The following is an 18,400-nucleotide window of genomic DNA, read 5'->3' on the forward strand; positions in this document are numbered from 1 at the left end:
TGCTTTATAGTTTTCGGGGCCTAAAGGCCCCTTGCTTCATTTTTGCAGTCTTAATGCTGCTTGGTATCTCAGTTTGGCGAGCTATCAGGCGCCAACCACCTGTTTAACCGCCTGCTCAAAGCGTTGCATACCCTCGTGGATATCGGCCGGGGTAATCACCAACGATGGAGCAAAACGCACGACATCAGGCCCGGCAACTAAGGCCATCACACCATGCTCGGCAGCAGCCAAAAAGAAATCACGTGAACGGCCTTTGTACTTATCGTTTAACACGGCCCCCAGCAGCATGCCCTTACCGCGTACTTCGCTAAATACCTGGTATTTTTGGTTAATAGCATCAAGCTGCTGGCGGAATAACTGCTCATTTTCTAACACCTGTGCCATCACGGTTGGCTGATTTACCGTATCTAGTACCGCTTCAGCCACGGCACAGGCCAGCGGGTTACCACCATAGGTACTGCCGTGGGTGCCCACTTTCAGGTGGCTGGCAATTTCTGTCGTGGTTAGCATGGCGCCAATCGGGAAGCCGCCGCCTAATGATTTGGCGGTGGTTAAGATATCCGGCGTTACGCCATAGTGCATATAAGCATACAGTTTACCGGTGCGGCCAACGCCGGTTTGTACTTCATCCATGACCAGCAGTGCATTGTGCTGATTACACAGCTCGCGTACGCCCTGTAAAAATTCGGCTGTGGCAGGAATAATACCGCCCTCGCCCTGAATCGGCTCTAGCACCACGGCACAGGTGTTGTCTGAGATTAACGCTTTTACACTTTCCAGGTTATTAAATTCCGTATGCAGCACGGCGCCAGGCTTGGGGCCAAAACCATCTGAATACGCCGCCTGGCCGCCGACGGTTACGGTGAAAAAGGTACGGCCATGAAAGCTTTTACCAAAGGAGATGATTTGATCTTTATGCGCGCCGAATTTATCCAGCGCCCAGCGCCGCGCCAGTTTAAAGGCTGCTTCGTTGGCTTCTGCACCTGAATTGGCAAAGTACACTTTATCAGCAAAGGTGTTGTCAACCAGCTTTTTTGCTAACCGCAGCGCCGGTTCGTTGGTCATCACATTGCTTAAATGCCACAGCTTATCGGCCTGCTGTTTAATCGCATTAACCAATGCCGGGTGGCAATGGCCCAGACTGCTTACGGCAATGCCACCGGCAAAATCAACGTATTCGCGGCTCTGTTGATCCCAAACGCGGGAACCCTCGCCTCTCACCGGAATAACGCCGGCAGGAGCATAGTTGGGTACCATAACTTCATCAAATAATGCGCGAGTGATTTGCGACTGGCCGCTCATGTTCTGTTCCTCTTTGGTCTGCTGGATGCCGCTGTGCTGTCAGCGATCAGGTTAGGCTTTAGCCTTAATTGTCAGGCATTATTGCAGATTAAACCCGCCTTGTCTTGCCTGCTAAGGCAGCCAAAAGCCAGAAAAAACAAGGCCTGCAGATAGATTTGCATGCTATTTGAATAACTACGCAGCTAAAGCAAATTTTGCCAACCTTGGCATAGTCCTTAGCGTGTTGCTGCCATAGGCCGCTGCACCGTGTTGCTGCAATGGCCGTCTGTTTACACACTGATGCATGTTTATGGCCAGAAATTTTTTTGTTAAATATCGACACCCAAGCGTTTTAAGTTAGTTTTAGCCAGCAGTTCAATGTTTTCGCCGCTAAGCTGAACTTTGGCAAACCATATCTGACGTTCGGCTTCTGTAACCTGCTGAAGACTTTTCAGCTCTTGCCACTGTACGTAGGTTTGTGCCTGCTGCACCAGACGAGCCAATGGTGTGCAACCATTGTAGCCAATGCCCTCTGCCAGCTGATCCAGCGTTTGACACAATGGCAGTGACTGTAATTGCCAGCAAGACGTGATATCAGCACTGAGAATAGCCGCAAATTCATGCATGCTTTCACACAAAAAACTGGCATCGGGTGTTAATGCATCCAGCGCGTCGGTCAGCTGCACATCGCGGTTTTCCCGGGCATGTAACAACTGCTGCTGGCGTACCTCGGCAAAAGTACGCAGGTAATTACGCGTGACCACCAAGTGCCCCAGCGTATGAAACAGCCCCACACAAAAGGCGTTATAGGGGACCTCGGCACTGTTTTCTGCCAGCTTACGCGCGGCTATGGCCACCGCCAGCGAGTAGTCCCAGATCCTGCTCTTCAAACTGGTGAAGGGGTCGGTCGAATGCGGCAGCATGCGACGCATGGCATAGACGGGTAAAATCAGTTGCAGGCTTTCAACACCAAGAAAACGTAAGGCGGTTTTAATGTCTTTTACCATAGCACCTGACGCAGTGCGGTTACGATATTGTGGCTGATTAACCAGCCGTAATAAGTCTTCCACCAACCAGGGCACAGCTGAAATTAAACCATCCAGTTTATTTACCGTCACCACTTTGGCGCTGAGCGCGTCCAGTAACAGATAGAAATTCTGACCAGGATCAAAGAGTGAAGCCGTTACCTGACCGATATTGTGTAGCTTACGCAGCAGCTCGTCTGCAACCTGGTCATGTAAGTGCGCCTGAGCAAATTCACTGAACTGGGCTTTGGCCTGAGCACCGGCTGCGCGTAATTGCGCAGCTCTGGCATCAACATCAAGCAGATTGCGGCTATCAGTTGGTTGACCGGCACGGATTTGATAGCGCAGTCGTTTGCTGTCTGGATTAACGCCAACCAACTGGTCAAAAAAACGCTGCTGAAGCGTATCCGCTGCCAGCACTGTGGAGTTTGTCACGTGTCGTTACTTCCATTAGCCAAATTAAAAATACCCCATCCTGTGGTGCAGACAGGTTTCAGTCAAGCCGCGCTGTGTCTGTCGTTAACTGTAAAAAATTTGCCAGCAGCTCTTTACCTTGCTGACTTAATATTGCCTCAGGATGAAACTGTATGCCATGAATAGGCAAACTACGGTGCATAAGACCCATAATATCGACCGCTGTATCGTTATCATTAGTGGTCCAGGCAGTTTCAATCAGCTCGGCAGGCAGGCTTTGCCGTTCCACCACCAACGAGTGGTAACGGGTAACATCCAACGGGTTAGCCAGCCCGGCAAACACTGACTGACTGTTGTGGCGGATTAACGAGTTTTTGCCATGCATCACCTGTGCGGCACGCACGACTTTGGCACCAAATACCTGAGCAATGGCCTGATGCCCCAGACAAACGCCCAAAATGGGCAGCTTGCCGGCAAAATGCTCAATTGCCCCCAGTGAAATGCCGGCATCGTCCGGTGTTTTTGGCCCAGGCGAAATCACCAGATAGGCTGGTGAGAGCGCCTGAATTTGCGTCAGACTAATGTCATCGTTACGTCGCACCATCACCTGTTGGCCCAATGCAGCGAAATACTGCATCAGGTTATAGGTAAAGGAGTCGTAGTTATCAATCAGCAGTAGCATAAGCGTGGCCTGTGGCGCGCCTAGGGCGCAACAAAACCCACAGCATCATTTACTTTGGCCAGGGTGTTAGCGGCACGGCTACGGGCTTTTTCTGCTCCTTCACGCATTACCGCTTGTAAGGTAGGCAAATCAGCGCGCAGCTCGCTAAAGGTTTTTTGTACCGGCTCTAACAGACTGATAACAGCATCAGCGACATCGCCCTTTAAATGGCCATACATTTTTCCTTCGTACTCGGCTTCCAGCGCGGTAATGGTTTTACCGGTAACACCACTTAAAATACTCAGCAGATTGGCAACACCAGGCTTGGCATCAAGGTCAAACCTTACGCGTGGTGGATCTTCTGAATCAGTCATCGCCTTTTTGAATTTCTTGCTGATCATCTTCGGATCTTCGAGCAGACCAACAAAATTCCACGGATTATCATCCGATTTTGACATCTTCTTCGTTGGGTCTTGCAGGCTCATCACCCGGGCAGCCACCGGTGGAATATAAGGCTCGGGTACGGTGAAAATATCACCATGTACCGCATTAAACCGCATAGCGACATCGCGGGCCAACTCAAGATGCTGCTTTTGGTCATGGCCTACCGGAATTTGGTTAGCCTGATACAATAAAATGTCTGCGGCCATCAGCACCGGATAGGTAAACAAACCGGCATTGACGTTATTGTTATGCCGTTCTGACTTGTCTTTAAACTGCGTCATGCGGCTTAGCTCGCCAAATTGGGTGTAGCAATTCAGCACCCAGGCCAGTTGGCTATGCTCAGGCACATGCGATTGCATAAACACCGCTGAGCGCTTAGGGTCGATGCCACATGCCAGATAAAGCGCCAGGCTATCCAGGGAGGCGCTGCGTAGCGCTGCAGGTTCTTGACGCACCGTAATGGCGTGCAGGTCAACGATACAATATAAGCAGTCATAATCATCCTGCATTTTATCCCACTGGCGCAGGGCACCCAGATAATTTCCTATTGTCAGTTGGCCAGATGGCTGTGCGCCACTGAGTACTATGGGCTTTTTGCTCATTATTGTATCCACTATTACCATTGTTTCAGGTTAACTTTAGGCCGGCAACCCAGCCGCTGTGTGCGCCATTATATCTGCTAAGGGGCTAGACCGGCAGTAAAAATGCGTTTTAGCATACCACTAAGAGGTTAGGGTTTTGGCCAGCTGCTGACGCATTTGATTTATTACGTCTTTGTAGTCCGGCGCATTAAAAATGGCTGAGCCGGCAACAAACATATCTGCACCAGCAGCGGCAATCTCAGCAATGTTCTCCACTGTCACACCGCCATCGATTTCTAGCCGGATGGGTAAGCCGCTCTGATCAATTAACCGACGAGCGTCAGATAGCTTAGTTAGCGTAGCCGGAATAAATTTTTGTCCGCCAAAGCCCGGGTTTACCGACATCAGTAGCACCATATCAACTTTATCCAGCACATAATCAAGATAGCTCAATGGCGTAGCCGGATTAAAAACCAAGCCAGCTTTGCAGCCATGGCTTTTGATCAGTTGTAGTGTGCGGTCAATATGGCGTGAGGCTTCAGGATGAAAGGTAATCATACTGGCGCCGGCCTGAGCAAACTGTGGCACTAAACTGTCCACCGGCTCTACCATCAGGTGCACATCAATAGGTGCAGTGATACCATAGTTACGCAGCGCCTGACATACCATAGGGCCAATAGTCAGGTTGGGCACATAATGATTATCCATCACATCAAAATGCACCACATCGGCACCCGCGTTCAACACTGCCTTGACCTCCTCGCCTAAACGGGCAAAGTCAGCCGACAAAATCGATGGTGCAATCAGATAAGGTTGCATAGCAACACCCCCAAAATCCGCAAAGCCGATACTTTACTGGATTTGCTGCTAAAAAACACGCTGACACAGCGCCAACTTGCTGCACGCAAAATAAGCAACAACGCACCAATACTGCACAAGTTGCTGCTAACTCAAACCGACTAAAATGTCTATGCGTTTGAAAATAAATGATTTATTTAACTGGCATACATCTTGGAATGCCAAAGGCAGGGAACAGAGAAAAGGGCTAATAAAATGAAAACAGCAACACAACGTACTATTTTGGCAGCAAGTTTATGGATGCTGGGCACTGGCCTTAGCAACGCGACCGCATCAGAGCTAACGTTGAGCGGTGATGTAACCTTTGCGTCAGACTATGCCTTTCGCGGTATATCACAAACCGAGGAAGCTCCGGCACTACAAGGTGGCTTATCACTGAGCTCTGCATCGGGCTTTTACGCTTCTGTCTGGGGCTCGAACGTTGACTTTCTGGCTGAAGGCACGCTGGAGCTGGATGTGATGCTGGGTTGGAGTGGTGCTATTAATGACGATTGGTCGACCGATGTCGGCATTATGCGTTATGGCTACCCGAATGCTGAAATTGACGGCTCTAACTTTTATGAGCTTTATGGCTCGCTGTCATACAAAGATCTGACGTTTGGTTTGGCGTACAGTGATGACTACTACGCGAATAGTGGCAACTTTATTTATGTGTATGCCAATTATGCCTATGCGCTTAGCGACAATCTGAGTTTGGACTTACATGTGGGTCAAAACGAATATGATGATAGCAGTGCCAGTTATCTGGACTGGAGTATCGGTTTAAGCACAGAAGTATTGGGAGCAGGGTTAAGCCTGACGTATGTCGATACCGATATCAATGGGTCTTACCTGGCAGATAGCCGGGTCATTTTTGCCATATCAAAAAGCTTCTAATCTGACAGGCTGGCAGCGTGCTGCCAGCTTTTTTCACTACCCACTGATCCATGTGCGGCACTATGGCTTATAAATGCTTGGTTGCTGAATTAATAATCAGCTTGTGTCACTTAACCAGATGTTTTATCATCAGTGTGTTTTAGAAGAGCAAATGGATTTAACATGAAATTTACCAAGCTGTACCAAGCTGCTTTAATTTCAGCTGGCATTACTGCCGGTGCTCTTTATGTTGTAGCGCCAAAGCTGCTAACTAGCCAACACTGTGCCGCGCTTGAAGACACTACTGCACAGCAACAGTGTTTAGCAACACAGCAACAAAGCTGGTTTAGTTGGTTTCAGGGCAATAGTCGCTCTACTCAGTTTCATTTTGTTGACTTGCTGGAACTGTTGAGCCGGCTAAGCCCTGCACAAAAACCTTAAATGGCAAATAAGCCAACGCTGAGACAAGTGATTAAGGCTGTTTTTGGTGCTTTCATTGGTGTGCAGTCAGAGCAACAGCGCCAACAGGACTTTGCCAGCAGCAGTCCTATTCCTTACATCGTAGTCGGCTTAGTCGTTACCCTACTTTTTGTGGCTGTATTGTTACTGGTGGTGAAACTGGTACTGGCATAGCCTGATACACCGCAAATAATTCCGCTACCTTACCCCTGCCAGAACCCTTTTGGCTAATTGAACGCCCTACCTGCAAACTATGTAATACCGCTTGCTGATATATTTTACGTGTCCAGGTGGTATCGTGGTTACTGATCACTACCGTTACACCGCGTTGCTGAGCTTTTTCTGCCAAATTAGCCAGTTGTGCCTGATCATCCAAATCAAAGCCTTGCCTGGCATAGCTGGTAAAGCTTGCGGTTTTGCTCAGTGGTACATAAGGCGGATCACAATATATAACTGCGCCAGCTTGAGTATGCTGCATCACCTGCTGATAACTGCTGCAGGTGAACGTTGCACGCTGTGCTTTTTCAGCAAAATAATGCAACTCGGCTTCCGGGAAGTAAGGTTTCTTATAACTACCAAAAGGTACATTGAACTTGCCCGACAAATTATAGCGGCACAGGCCATTGTAGCCATGTCGGTTAAGGTAGAGAAACAGCACCGAGCGCTCGTACGGATCCTGGCTTAAATTAAACTGCTGACGCAAACTCAGATAAGCATCACGCTGGTTACTTTGGCTGGTAAATAAGGCTTTGGCATCAGCGATAAAACTCTGATGGCGGCTTTGCAGTAGTTGATATAGCGCGATTAAATCAGCATTTATATCATTTAGCTGATAAGCGGGATAATCGGTATTTAAAAACACCGAGCCTGCGCCAACGAAGGGTTCAACCAGGGTATCTGCAGGCGTCAGATGCCTGCTAATAGCATCGACCAGGTTATACTTACCGCCAGCCCATTTTAAAAATGCCCGGCTTTTTTGCACAGCAGCCATTATCCGCCTATTGCGCCTGCAGACTAAGCTGACGTGCTTTTATCTCAGCCTGAATCGCCTGTACACTCTTAACAAAAGGGCCTGTTGCACGAAGTGCCGAGGGCAATTGTGCCATTTGCTGTTTTGCCTGTTCAGATGAATTAAATGGCGCCAAAACTAATACTAACTGCATCTTACCTTGCCACTGGCGCTGATAGCTAAGCACTTCCAGTTCTGGATAGGCTGCGGTAAAACGTGCCAGCGCCGCGTCGCTGGATAACACGGCCAGCTGCACGGCAAAGTCGCTTTTTGCTATCTGTAACAATGCAGTTTCCTGATAAACATAAGCAGGCACGTTATTATCGGCTTGCACGGTTTGCTGCTTGTCATTGACCAGACCGGTAATATCCGCTGGTAAGCTTTGCGCCTCATCCTCCACAGCTTCAATCTCTGGCTGTGCTGTTGCAAACTCTTGCGCTGGAGCTATCACCGCCGCCGTGTCAGCGGCTAAAGTTTGCGGTTGCAAAGCGTCGACATCCGGCGCTGCGCTACTGGTGTCGCTGAGGTTATCCAAACCAACGTCTGCATCACTGACGCCTGCAGCTAGATCGCTGATGCGGTCATCAGTAACGGTGTCACTGCTGGCAGTTGTCGCTGTAGTATCATCAGAATGCGTTATATTTTGCTCAGTTGGCAACGGCTGACGTTTAGCTGCTTTATCTTCAGCCGGCCACAACAATAAAAGCAACAATACAACCACTGCGCCGCTAGCACCGATGGCCCACAGTGGAATGCGGCTTTTAACCGTATCAACTGCGGTGGTCGCTGATGGTGACCGTGGTGGCAGCAGTAACGCATGTATATTGCCATCAGCGGCTGCCAGACGGCTTGCCAGCTCGATGCTGTTCAGTGTTTCATGCTGTAACAAAATGGCTGCATCGTCCGCTGTTAGCCGGTTTAATGTCAGACTTAACGGTGCCACTCTGAGCGGTTCGCTACAAAAATAAATCAGCAAACAAGGTAAATCAGCGAGCTGCTGTAGCACCGTAAGTGGAAGCTGCTCGGTGTCATCGACGATCAACAAAAGTGGCGTTGTCGTTTTAGCAGCAGTGACTTGATACGCTAAATCAGCGTGCGGCTGCAGCGGTTGCGAAAACCACTGTTGCATCAGTTGTTCACCTGCCTGAGCCGCAGCAACTTTGCCATCCAGCAAGGCGACATTATAATGGTCAGAGAACAACTCGGCAGTCGCTAATGCCAGTGTTGATTTACCGCTACCGACAGCGCCGAGGGCCTCAACTTGTGGTACATCGTTAAACGCTAACTGGAATAATAGCCTTTCCAACCATTCACGCTGCGTAGGCAATAGCTGAGTTTGTTGCGCTAACTTTTGCTGCAAAAGCGTGATATCCATCAGGCAAATATCCTTGTTAGTTCCTGCTCAGTCACATCATCGACAACCGCAGTTTTGCCAAAGCTCGTCGGTAAGACGAAACGCATTTTACCATCACGGACTTTTTTGTCGGTTTTCATATAAGGCATAAAATCGGCAAGCTGCATGCCAGACGGGGGTAATATAGGCAAGTCAAAGGCGTTTAGTAAAGTGCAGATCCGTGTTAACTCCGCCTCGTTAAGCCAGCCGCGCGCAAGCGATACCTTAGCAGCCATTACCATACCCGCTGCAACTGCCTCACCATGCAGCCAGTTACCATAACCAAGCCAGGCCTCAATAGCATGGCCAAAAGTATGGCCCAGGTTTAACAAAGCCCGGTCACCCTGCTCAGTCTCATCACGACTGACAATATCTGCTTTCATTTGACAACAATGACGTACCATCTGTGCCAGACAACTATCGTCTAACTGTAATATTGCCTGTTGCTGTTGCTCTAACCAGCTAAAAAAAGATGCGTCGCCAATCAGACCATATTTAATGACTTCCGCCATGCCTGCGGCAAATTCACGTTTGGGTAAACTGGCAAGTACACGCGTATTTATCAACACCTGTGCCGGTTGTTTAAAAGCACCAATCATGTTTTTACCCAGCGGATGATTCACCGCTGTTTTACCACCCACAGAAGAGTCTACCTGAGATAGCAGTGTGGTTGGGATCTGAATAAAGCTGACACCACGTTGATAACAAGCAGCAACAAAACCGGTAAGGTCGCCGATTACACCGCCACCAAGGGCCACCAGCAACACATCGCGTGATATTTGCTGCTGTAATAAAAAGCTCAATACCTGCTCGAACGACTCTAAGGTTTTATAGGCCTCGCCGTCGGGTAACAAAAAATGCCGCACTTGGGTTTGACCAAATAGTACTTGCACGGCATCTAGATAGAGTGGCGCAACGGTAGGATTTGAAATGACGACAACCTGCTTTTTCGCGGCTAATGCAGGTAAAAGCGGGCTGAAGGTATCGCTAATATTAATCGGGTAGCTGCGCTCGCCAAGTTGCACGTCAACTCTTTGCATTTGCAGCCCCCTGATTAGAAGAAAATTAAAAACCCAGCTGATCGATGATTTGGCTGGCCACTGCCCGAGCACTCTGCTCATCTGTGCGCACTGTAAAGTCGGCGATTTCCGCATACAGTGGGTTACGCTCAGCTGCCAGTCGCTCCAGTACTTCTCTGGGCGCTTCTTCAGTTTGTAGCAGAGGGCGACGCTTATCACGTTGGGTACGTGCTACTTGTTTTTCGATAGGTGTTTCAAGATAAACAACGATACCACGTGCCGACAGGCGGTTACGAGTCTCTTTGCTCAGCACCGAGCCACCACCCGTGGCCAACACAATGCCTTGCAGCTCTGTCAGATCCTGAATGACATTTTCTTCACGTACGCGAAAACCTTCTTCACCTTCCAAATCGAATACCCAGGCGATATCTGCCCCGGTGCGGCGCTCTATTTCCTGATCTGAGTCGTAGAATTCTAGGTGAAGCATGTCTGCTAGGTGACGTCCGATTGTGCTTTTACCCGCACCCATCGGCCCTACGAGGAAGATATTACGTTTTTCTGCCATAAGTCGTATTACTAATCAGCGAAAAGTTGAATTCAAGGACCAAAAGGCTCCCACGAAAATTTGAAGCGCTGAATTATGTCAGGAATAGCCTTTCGTTGGCAAGCTAATTCTGAAAAGCCCGACTAGCTGTAACAGCAGCTAGCCGGGTGAAGCGGTTATATGCCGTCAGTGATAATTTTCGGTGTAACGAAGATCAACAACTCGTTCTTCTCATTAACCTCACGGGTCGACTTAAACAGATTACCTACGTAAGGAATATCACCGAACAGTGGTACTTTACTTACCGTCGATAAGATCTGTTGCTGATAAATACCGCCAAGAACGATAGTTTCACCATTATCAACCAACACCTGAGTCTGGATCTGCTGTGTATCAATCGCCGTAGCAGGGCCGGTTGGGGTTTGTACGGTTTCTCCACGGGTATTCTGTGTGATAACCAGATCTAGAATAATTTTATTATCCGGCGTGATCTGAGGAGTTACTGTCAGGCTTAACACCGCCTTTTTGAACTCTACTGTGGTAGCACCACTTGATGCGGCCTGTACGTAAGGGATTTCCACACCCTGCTCAATACGGGCCTCTTTCTGATTAGCGGTGGTAATGCGTGGGCTGGCAATAATCTCACCTTTGTTTTCCTGCTCCAGCGCAGACAACTCTAAATCTAGTAAGGTACCATCGGCTAAACGGGCGATATGGAATGCTATACTTCCCGCCGGGTTACTAGCTGGTAAGTTAACGTTCCAACGATCGTCCAGAGATGGGATCACACCGTTAGCAATGGTATTCGCACCGCCAGCTGTACCAGAGGTGCCCTGGTTTGAACTGCTGCTGCTCTGCTGGTCGCTAAAACCCCAGCGGATACCAAGCTCATCAGTCACACTGTCACGTACCGTGACCATACGCGATTCGATTAACACCTGACGTACTGGCACGTCTAAGCGTTCAATTAATTTACGTACGTTTTCAATATTAACTGCAGTGTCTTTAATTAGAATAGTATTAGTACGCTCATCTACATTTACCGAGCCACGTGAAGACAGCAAGGTGGCATCTTTGTTGCTCAGTAACTTGGTAATATCTGCCGCTTTGGCATAATTTACCGATAAGAAATCAGAGTATAACGGCTCTAAATCTGCTACCGTTTGCTTAGCTTCCAGTTCACGAGCTTCACGCGCAGCAAGCTCATCGGTGGGCGCTACCATCAGAATGTTGCCTTCCATGCGTTTATCCAGACCTTTCACCCGTAAAACGATATCTAATGCCTGATCCCAAGGGGTACCATCCAAACGCAAGGTAATATTTCCAGTAACAGAGTCGCTGGTTACTAGGTTAAAGCCGTTATAGTCAGCAATAATCTGTAACACAGTACGCACTGGGATATCCTGGAAATTCAGTGATATCGCACGGCCTTTATATTCTTTACCACCACCTAAAATACTGCGGTTAGTGGTATCGCGCTCTACATTCAGCGTGAAAATATTATCAATCTGCTGATAGGTATAGGTAAATTCTGCGGTGGTATCAATAACCAAGCGGGCAGAGGCACCGTCTTTAAACGTCTCAATACCTTTGACAATAGTGCCGAAGTCCACCACGTCTAACTGATACAGTAACTCATCAAGAATGTCGGTATTGTGAAACTCAACTTCCAGTTTACCCAGACGCTCTGACACATCAACCGCTGCCGTATTGTCGCGTAAAAATACCAGCACACGGCCCTCGCCTTTATCACCACGACGAAAATCAATAGCGTTTACCCGGTTAATGTAGGTAGGTTTAACATCCGCAGCTTGGCCAACGTCGCCTGCTGTTGGGTTATCAGAAATGTGCATGTAAAACACATTACCCCGTACCCGTGTACGGTAGATTTTCAGGTAATCAAGATAGATTACGGTTTTGAAACCATCACCAGAGAATTCTGATGTAATGCGCTTAACACCGGCCTTGTCGATCAAGACTTCATTAAGCTTTTCTTCGTAATCTGACTCATCAAAAAACAGTTCGATACGGGCAGGCTCGTTGAATACCTGAATGCTCGGGTCTGCGTACAACTCTTCGTCAAACACGAACTCAATCTCAGTCTCGCCGGTTAATAAAGGGTTGTATCGCACGTCGTACAACAGTGGCACTGCTGAAGCCGGCAATGAGAGTAGCATTAAGGCTGCAAAGCACAGTATGGTGCGCTGGATGCTGTCAGACATTGTTTTGATTATTTTATCCATGATTTACTCGCATACCTATAAATTACTAGCTGCTGATGACCCGTCAGCCATCTGCAACATGGTCGTCCGTTCTTTCCAGCAACCGGCGCCATCTGGGATTAATTCAAGCAACTCAATGTGAGTTGGTTCAACGTTAATAACGCGGCCATGAAACAATCCGACGTGGTTGTTCAGGGTAACCCGGTGTAGTGTTTTATCTGACGCTTCAATTAACGCCCAGATATTCCCTATATCGCCCAAAGTGCCACGCATCTTTAAATTATCCAAAGCGTATTTTTCTAACGGCTCTTTTCGGCGACGCGGGTCCGGATGTAAACAGTCCTGCACCTGCAAAAACTTGTCCTGAATCGCTTCTGGACGAGGTGCAGAAAACGGACTACGGGTATCTTGTGAACGATACGGAATATGAACAAACTCCTGTACCTCTGGCAGTGGCTCAACCCTCGCCCGGGTATTGGCTTTGACATCAGCAATGTAATTTTGCACATCGCTTAGATCGTCAAAGCAACCACTTAGTAACAATGCTAATGCAACTACAGTTAACCGTCTAATCATGGCTGCACCTCTTTATAGCGGTAGGTTTTTGCCACAACGTTAAAACGTAAGCGCTCGTCCTTTTCAGTCTGGATAGAGAAGTCATGTAAGCTGACGATTCGCGGTAACTTCGCCACTTCACTGACGAAATTACCAAATTGGTGATAATCGCCGATCACTTCAATTTTAATCGGTAGCTCGGTGTAAAATTCCTTTTCTATCTCTGGCTCCCAGTTAATACGAATAAAGGTTAAGCCACTGGTAGTACCCACGTAGGTAATATCGTCTAGCAAGCCCGGTGTCTCGTGCGTAGTCGGTAGCTGCTTTAACAGAAATGAAAAGGTTTGCTCCATCTCAACCATCTGTTGTTTGTACAAATCCAAATTAACCGCTGATGCGTATTTAGTCCGGTAAACCTGACGTAGCTCCTGTTCTTTATTTTGAGCAAATGCCAACTCGTCTATCTTGCTATCTACCAGCAAAAAGTAACTAATTACAGAAACCAGTAACGCAAGTAGCACTGCAAACACTACTTTGGCGGGTGTGGGCCAAGAGCCCATATTTTCAAAGTCCAGATCATTGATGTCGATCTCGGACAAGTTAAAGTTCATACTCATTTTGCACCTCCCCGCGCCGGCGGCGTCGTTTCAGCGCCTTGTACTTCCTCGTAGCCTTTTACTTTAAGGTGCATTTTAAAGTTGCTCAGTAAGCTGACGGAATCTTTACCAGCCTCGATAAACTCCAGATAAGGCGTTGTCAACAATTCCGACTCTTCGGCCTCACGTAACATGTTCGATAACCGGTTATTCGACTCGCTCTTACCCACCAACAGTAATGCCGTACCCTTTTTGTCCAGCTGCGTTAAATAGACACCTGCTGGCACTGAGCTGGCAATTTCGTCCATTATCTGGGTACCCAGGTTTCGGCTGCTCTGTAGCTGAGAGATAAGCGACATACGTTGCTGCAGGCTTTTCTTGGTTTCGTTCAAGGTACGGATTTCGGCAATGCGTTGATCCAATACTTTGATTTCACTTTCCAAAAAGCGGTTGCGCTGTAACTGACCGTCTATCCGGGCGCTGTAAATCATGTTGACAACAAACACCAGTAAAAAGCTAAGTACTGCAGTACCCGTTAACAGCGTAAGATATTGTTTTTGCCGTTCTTTGCGCGCTGCGTCGCGCCACGGCAACAGGTTTATATATGCCATGACGAGAAACTCCTTAACGCCAGGCCACTGGCAACCATTAACTGAGGTGCGTGACGATTAAGGTGATCACGATCGACTGCTGTCGCCACTTCCATAGTTTTGAAAGGATTTGCGACTACAGTGTGGATCCCTAGCTCATCAATTAACAACCGGTCAATACCTTCAATAAGCGCGGTACCACCAGAGATGACCAAATAGTCCACTGCATCCTTACCACTGCTGGTCAGGTACATTTGGATACCCCTACGAACCTGTTGTAACAACATGGTCTGAAAAGGTGCCAAGACTTCGAATGTATAGTTGGGCGGTAAATCCCCACTGACTTTAGCCTGCTCGGCTTCCTCATAACTCTTATTATAGTAAGACAAAATACTGCGGGTGTATTGGTCACCGCCAAATACTTGGTCTCGCGTATACAGTGTTTTACCGTTCTCGATAATACTAAGAAGCGTCATAGTCGCCCCTATGTCAACCATAGCAACCACTTTCTTGTTAGCATCATCAGGCAACTGCTTTAGGCACAGCTCTGCAGCACGGCTTAATGCGTAGCTTTCAATATCCACAACTTTAGCACTAAAACCACCGTTCTCTAACGCGGCAACTCTGGCCTCGATACTCTCAGTACGGGCTGCACTAAGCAGAACGTTTACTTTTGATGGATCGGCTTCGTTAACATCGAGCTTTTCAAAGTCGAGGCTAACTTCGTTAAGTGGATAGGGAATAAGGGTGTCAGCCTCGACTTCTATCTGACTTTCAAGTTCAGCATCAGTTAAGGACACATCCATAAAAATGACTTTACTGATCACGGTGGATCCGGAAACAGCAGTGGCGGCAAATTTGACTGATCTGGGGATCTTCTTCCGGATCTTAGCCAGTACATTACCTACTGCTTCAATGTCCTGGATCTCCCGATCAGACATGGCACCTTTAACCATAGGTTCAACGGCAAAGGCTTCTACTTTGCAGACACCATTATGCTGGCTAAGTAACACAGCCTTAACGGAGTGTGCACCGACATCGATCCCCACCATCATCGGTGTTTGTTTACTGAACAGGCGATTTATCATAGCTTCCTGCGGCCAATTTATAGTTATGATTATTGTCTCATTGTTAGCTCAGTCGCTAATTTTTGGCAAGAAAAAGCGTTTAATCTAAAGCTAATAAATATATACTAGCAGCGTTGTAAAAGAATTGGGAGTAAAAATTGGGGCTATTCAGTGTCTTGGGTTAAAAAACTTTTAATTCTCAGTCTGATCCTGATCCTGCTCGGTATAACAACGATCGCAGGGATCTATTTCTATCTAAAAGACGATCTACCTGACGTAACCACCTTGCAAGACGTCAGATTACAGACCCCGATGCAGGTGTTTACCGAAGATGGCGAGCTTATTTCGCAATTTGGTGAAAAACGTCGTATCCCACTTAAATTAGCAGAAATGCCGCCTTTATTAGTTCAAGCATTTTTAGCTGTTGAAGATACTCGCTTTTACGAACACCCCGGCATAGATATTATCGGCATTTTCCGCGCGGCAACGGTGGTGGCGCAGTCAGGTGACTTTAGCCAGGGCGCCAGTACCATAACCCAACAGCTGGCGCGCAACTTCTTTTTGAGCCGGGAAAAAAAGCTGATCCGTAAGATCAAAGAGATTTTTCTCGCCTTTCACATCGAGCAACTACTGAGCAAAGACCAAATATTGGAGCTGTACCTGAACAAAATTGAGTTAGGCCAGCGTTCTTTCGGCGTGGGTGCCGCAGCTCAGGTTTATTTTGGCAAAACCGTGCATGAATTGACAGTCGATGAAATAGCTATTATCGCCGGCCTGCCTAAGGCGCCATCGGCGCTAAACCCGGTGCGCTCAGCCAGCAATGCCAGAGCCCGGCGTAATATCGTGCTTGGTCGTATGCTTGATACCGGTGTTATTGATAAAACCGCTTATGATGCCGCGATCGCCGCGCCCATCACCAGTAAATTGCACGGCGCGCAAATCACAGCCTCAGCACCCTATATAGCCGAAATGGTGCGCCAGGACATGGTAAACCGTTTCGGTGAGGAGACTGCTTATTCCGCAGGCCTCAAAGTGTATACCACAGTGAATAGTCAGCAGCAGGCTGTAGCAAAACAAGCGCTGCAGCAAAACCTGTACGATTACGACGAGCGTCATGGTTACCGGGGGCCTGTTGCCCAGCTATGGCCGGCAACGCTGCAACAAGCCGCCGATAGCGAACCGGTATTTGTTGAAGAAAACCCGCTTTCGCGTGAAGACATTCTGGCCTACCTGGACAAACAAAGCGGTATCGAAGATTTGATCCCCGCCGTGGTAATACAGGTTACTACACAAAGTGCCGAGCTTATTATCGCCGGTGGCCAACAGATCACTTTAGAGTGGGATGGTTTAAAATGGGCGCGTCGTTTTATTAACGATGAGCGTCAGGCGGTTGCACCTAAAACTGCCTTTAATATACTGGCGCCAGGTATGCACGTGTTGGTACGACAACAGCAGCAACAATGGCGTTTATCTCAGGTGCCTCAGGCCAGCAGCGCTATTGTAGCGATAGATCCTAATAACGGCGCTATCCGCTCCTTGGTTGGGGGTTACAGTTTCAGTCAAAGCCAGTTTAACCGCGCCACCCAAGCTAAGCGTCAGGTTGGCTCGAACATTAAGCCGTTTATTTATTCAGCTGCATTAGAGCATGGCTATACCCTGGCGTCGATTATGAACGACGCTCCCATACACCAATGGGATGATAATGCCGGTATCGCCTGGCGGCCAAAGAACTCACCCGCGGTGTACGACGGCCCTATCCGGATCCGCGAAGCACTGGCGAAATCGAAAAACGTGGTGTCAGTGCGCTTACTGCGTGGTGTAGGTATCGACAACAGTATTCGCCATTTGCAACGCTTTGGCTTTGCCGCCAGCGACCTGCCCCGTAACGAAACCTTATCGCTGGGCTCTGCGTCTTTGACGCCGCTGGAACTGGTAACTGGCTATGCAGTATTTGCCAACGGCGGCTATCTGGTTACCCCTTATGTCATCGATAAAGTGCTATCGGATGAAGGTGAGGTAATATTCGAGCAGAACCCGGCTATTGCTTGTCAGCAATGTGAGCAGACAGCAACTGAAGAAGCAGCAAACAACACTGAAGACAGTGAAGCACAGCTTGATCAACTATTTAGCCATTTAGCGGCAGAAGATAACAACAGCGAAACTGAGCCTGAAGTCATTAGCGAACCACAACAGCGGCTGGCCGAGCAGGTTATTTCCGAGCAGAACAGCTTTTTGATTTCCGATGCGCTGAAAAGTAGCGTCTGGGGCGGAGGTAGCTGGCAACATGGTACCGGCTGGAATGGTACGGCCTGGCGGGTGCAAAGCCTGAAACGGCGGGATATCTCGGCTAAAACCGGTACGACTAATGATTCAAAAGACACCTGGTTCTCTGGCTTCACCCCAGATCTGGCCGTCACTGTGTGGGTTGGCTTTGACGACGCTAACCGCAGTTTAGGCCGCGCCCAGTGGCATGCTAATATGGGTCAGCAACAAAGCGCCGGCACTGAATCGGGTGCCCGTACCGCACTACCAGCCTGGTTAAACTATATGCAAGCCGTTAGCAGCAGCCTGCCTGAGCGGCAAGTTACACCACCGATTGGCCTGGCATCGGTGCGAATTGACCTGCAAACCGGCCTGCTAAGCCGTAAAACTGATCACAGTAGCAGCTTTGAGTACTTTAAACCTGGCACAGAGCCCAGCCAGTATGCCAGTGCGGATATTCAGCAGATCAGTTTTGACAGTAGCGCTGAGAAAAAACCGGCTGAGCAGGACAAAGAAGAAGAAGTCGAGCTGTTTTAACCCCAGTTACAAAAAGCCCGCAAAAATG

18 protein-coding genes are annotated in these 18,400 nt (G+C 48.4%); 4 read left to right on the top strand and 14 right to left on the bottom strand.

The genetic code is table 11. The features are described from left to right. Window positions 1–84: 84 nt before the first annotated feature. From ABGI61_RS03695 to rpe, 5 genes are all read right to left on the bottom strand, one after another. Window positions 85–1,302 carry an aspartate aminotransferase family protein gene (locus ABGI61_RS03695; protein ID WP_347597058.1) on the bottom strand — a complete coding sequence of 406 codons (1,218 nt, stop codon included), beginning with the start codon at window positions 1,300–1,302 and terminating at the stop codon, window positions 85–87. A 308-nt stretch (window positions 1,303–1,610) separates the two neighbouring features. Next, window positions 1,611–2,741: an HDOD domain-containing protein gene (locus ABGI61_RS03700; RefSeq protein ID WP_347597061.1), complete on the bottom strand. Its 1,131-nt coding sequence runs from the start codon at window positions 2,739–2,741 to the stop codon at window positions 1,611–1,613. Between the two features lie 58 nt (window positions 2,742–2,799). After that, window positions 2,800–3,402 (bottom strand): anthranilate synthase component II, encoded by a 603-nt coding sequence (locus ABGI61_RS03705; RefSeq protein ID WP_347597064.1) that lies wholly within the window; start codon window positions 3,400–3,402, stop codon window positions 2,800–2,802. A gap of 20 nt (window positions 3,403–3,422) precedes the next feature. After that, complete coding sequence (gene trpS / locus ABGI61_RS03710) at window positions 3,423–4,427, bottom strand: tryptophan--tRNA ligase (protein ID WP_347597067.1); 1,005 nt, start codon at window positions 4,425–4,427, stop codon at window positions 3,423–3,425. A 120-nt stretch (window positions 4,428–4,547) separates the two neighbouring features. Further along, on the bottom strand, window positions 4,548–5,225 hold the full coding sequence (rpe, locus tag ABGI61_RS03715; RefSeq protein ID WP_347597070.1) for a ribulose-phosphate 3-epimerase: 678 nt from the start codon (window positions 5,223–5,225) through the stop codon (window positions 4,548–4,550). Window positions 5,226–5,459: 234 nt separating this feature from the next. Here rpe and ABGI61_RS03720 point away from each other — a divergent pair, with 234 nt between their 5' ends. The 3 genes from ABGI61_RS03720 (at window position 5,460) to ABGI61_RS03730 (ending at window position 6,752) form a co-directional block, all read left to right on the top strand. Further along, window positions 5,460–6,140 (top strand): TorF family putative porin, encoded by a 681-nt coding sequence (locus ABGI61_RS03720; protein WP_347597073.1) that lies wholly within the window; start codon window positions 5,460–5,462, stop codon window positions 6,138–6,140. Window positions 6,141–6,302: 162 nt separating this feature from the next. After that, window positions 6,303–6,560 carry a hypothetical protein gene (locus ABGI61_RS03725; RefSeq protein WP_347597076.1) on the top strand — a complete coding sequence of 86 codons (258 nt, stop codon included), beginning with the start codon at window positions 6,303–6,305 and terminating at the stop codon, window positions 6,558–6,560. Continuing rightward, window positions 6,561–6,752 carry a DUF2970 domain-containing protein gene (locus ABGI61_RS03730; protein WP_347597079.1) on the top strand — a complete coding sequence of 64 codons (192 nt, stop codon included), beginning with the start codon at window positions 6,561–6,563 and terminating at the stop codon, window positions 6,750–6,752. Here ABGI61_RS03730 and ABGI61_RS03735 read toward each other — a convergent pair. The 9 genes from ABGI61_RS03735 to ABGI61_RS03775 all read right to left on the bottom strand — a co-directional run bounded on the left by ABGI61_RS03735 (window position 6,697) and on the right by ABGI61_RS03775 (window position 15,594). Beyond that, window positions 6,697–7,569, bottom strand: a complete 873-nt coding sequence (locus tag ABGI61_RS03735) for a Dam family site-specific DNA-(adenine-N6)-methyltransferase (RefSeq protein WP_347597082.1) — start codon at window positions 7,567–7,569, stop codon at window positions 6,697–6,699. The two genes, ABGI61_RS03730 and ABGI61_RS03735, sit on opposite strands and share 56 nt — an antisense overlap. A gap of 7 nt (window positions 7,570–7,576) precedes the next feature. Next, window positions 7,577–8,962 (bottom strand): hypothetical protein, encoded by a 1,386-nt coding sequence (locus ABGI61_RS03740; RefSeq protein ID WP_347597085.1) that lies wholly within the window; start codon window positions 8,960–8,962, stop codon window positions 7,577–7,579. Continuing rightward, window positions 8,962–10,020, bottom strand: coding sequence for a 3-dehydroquinate synthase (gene aroB, locus ABGI61_RS03745; RefSeq protein WP_347597088.1), 1,059 nt, complete (start codon window positions 10,018–10,020; stop codon window positions 8,962–8,964). The genes ABGI61_RS03740 and aroB overlap by 1 nt, the downstream gene beginning before the upstream one ends. Before the next feature lie 25 nt (window positions 10,021–10,045). Then, complete coding sequence (aroK, locus tag ABGI61_RS03750; protein ID WP_040551360.1) at window positions 10,046–10,564, bottom strand: shikimate kinase AroK; 519 nt, start codon at window positions 10,562–10,564, stop codon at window positions 10,046–10,048. Between the two features lie 155 nt (window positions 10,565–10,719). After that, on the bottom strand, window positions 10,720–12,765 hold the full coding sequence (locus ABGI61_RS03755) for a type IV pilus secretin PilQ (RefSeq protein WP_347597092.1): 2,046 nt from the start codon (window positions 12,763–12,765) through the stop codon (window positions 10,720–10,722). A gap of 36 nt (window positions 12,766–12,801) precedes the next feature. After that, window positions 12,802–13,341 carry a pilus assembly protein PilP gene (locus tag ABGI61_RS03760; RefSeq protein WP_347597095.1) on the bottom strand — a complete coding sequence of 180 codons (540 nt, stop codon included), beginning with the start codon at window positions 13,339–13,341 and terminating at the stop codon, window positions 12,802–12,804. After that, the gene (locus ABGI61_RS03765; protein ID WP_347597098.1) at window positions 13,338–13,937 is read right to left on the bottom strand and encodes a type IV pilus inner membrane component PilO; all 600 of its coding nucleotides are present in this window, start codon (window positions 13,935–13,937) and stop codon (window positions 13,338–13,340) included. The genes ABGI61_RS03760 and ABGI61_RS03765 overlap by 4 nt, the downstream gene beginning before the upstream one ends. After that, window positions 13,934–14,527, bottom strand: a complete 594-nt coding sequence (locus tag ABGI61_RS03770) for a PilN domain-containing protein (protein ID WP_347597101.1) — start codon at window positions 14,525–14,527, stop codon at window positions 13,934–13,936. Before ABGI61_RS03770 ends, ABGI61_RS03765 begins: the two co-directional genes overlap by 4 nt. Further along, window positions 14,515–15,594, bottom strand: a complete 1,080-nt coding sequence (locus ABGI61_RS03775) for a pilus assembly protein PilM (RefSeq protein WP_347597104.1) — start codon at window positions 15,592–15,594, stop codon at window positions 14,515–14,517. The genes ABGI61_RS03770 and ABGI61_RS03775 overlap by 13 nt, the downstream gene beginning before the upstream one ends. 150 nt (window positions 15,595–15,744) lie before the next feature. On the opposite strand from ABGI61_RS03775, the gene ABGI61_RS03780 reads away from it, so the two are divergent. Continuing rightward, window positions 15,745–18,372 carry a penicillin-binding protein 1A gene (locus tag ABGI61_RS03780; protein ID WP_347597107.1) on the top strand — a complete coding sequence of 876 codons (2,628 nt, stop codon included), beginning with the start codon at window positions 15,745–15,747 and terminating at the stop codon, window positions 18,370–18,372. Window positions 18,373–18,400 lie beyond the last annotated feature (28 nt).

The sequence above is a fragment of the Rheinheimera fenheensis genome (genome assembly GCF_039871805.1).
In the GTDB taxonomy this organism is placed as follows: Bacteria; Pseudomonadota; Gammaproteobacteria; order Enterobacterales; family Alteromonadaceae; genus Alishewanella; species Alishewanella fenheensis.

Excerpts from the sequence above, each read along its gene's own strand:
- ABGI61_RS03695 (WP_347597058.1), bottom strand. The coding sequence starts at position 1,302 with ATGAGCGGCCAGTCGCAAATCACTCGCGCATTATTTGATGAAGTTATG.
- ABGI61_RS03705 (WP_347597064.1), bottom strand. The coding sequence starts at position 3,402 with ATGCTACTGCTGATTGATAACTACGACTCCTTTACCTATAACCTGATG.
- trpS (WP_347597067.1), bottom strand. The coding sequence starts at position 4,427 with ATGAGCAAAAAGCCCATAGTACTCAGTGGCGCACAGCCATCTGGCCAA.
- rpe (WP_347597070.1), bottom strand. The coding sequence starts at position 5,225 with ATGCAACCTTATCTGATTGCACCATCGATTTTGTCGGCTGACTTTGCC.
- ABGI61_RS03720 (WP_347597073.1), top strand. The coding sequence starts at position 5,460 with ATGAAAACAGCAACACAACGTACTATTTTGGCAGCAAGTTTATGGATG.
- ABGI61_RS03725 (WP_347597076.1), top strand. The coding sequence starts at position 6,303 with ATGAAATTTACCAAGCTGTACCAAGCTGCTTTAATTTCAGCTGGCATT.
- ABGI61_RS03730 (WP_347597079.1), top strand. The coding sequence starts at position 6,561 with ATGGCAAATAAGCCAACGCTGAGACAAGTGATTAAGGCTGTTTTTGGT.
- ABGI61_RS03735 (WP_347597082.1), bottom strand. The coding sequence starts at position 7,569 with ATGGCTGCTGTGCAAAAAAGCCGGGCATTTTTAAAATGGGCTGGCGGT.
- ABGI61_RS03740 (WP_347597085.1), bottom strand. The coding sequence starts at position 8,962 with ATGGATATCACGCTTTTGCAGCAAAAGTTAGCGCAACAAACTCAGCTA.
- aroB (WP_347597088.1), bottom strand. The coding sequence starts at position 10,020 with ATGCAAAGAGTTGACGTGCAACTTGGCGAGCGCAGCTACCCGATTAAT.
- aroK (WP_040551360.1), bottom strand. The coding sequence starts at position 10,564 with ATGGCAGAAAAACGTAATATCTTCCTCGTAGGGCCGATGGGTGCGGGT.
- ABGI61_RS03755 (WP_347597092.1), bottom strand. The coding sequence starts at position 12,765 with ATGTCTGACAGCATCCAGCGCACCATACTGTGCTTTGCAGCCTTAATG.
- ABGI61_RS03760 (WP_347597095.1), bottom strand. The coding sequence starts at position 13,341 with ATGATTAGACGGTTAACTGTAGTTGCATTAGCATTGTTACTAAGTGGT.
- ABGI61_RS03765 (WP_347597098.1), bottom strand. The coding sequence starts at position 13,937 with ATGAGTATGAACTTTAACTTGTCCGAGATCGACATCAATGATCTGGAC.
- ABGI61_RS03770 (WP_347597101.1), bottom strand. The coding sequence starts at position 14,527 with ATGGCATATATAAACCTGTTGCCGTGGCGCGACGCAGCGCGCAAAGAA.
- ABGI61_RS03775 (WP_347597104.1), bottom strand. The coding sequence starts at position 15,594 with ATGATAAATCGCCTGTTCAGTAAACAAACACCGATGATGGTGGGGATC.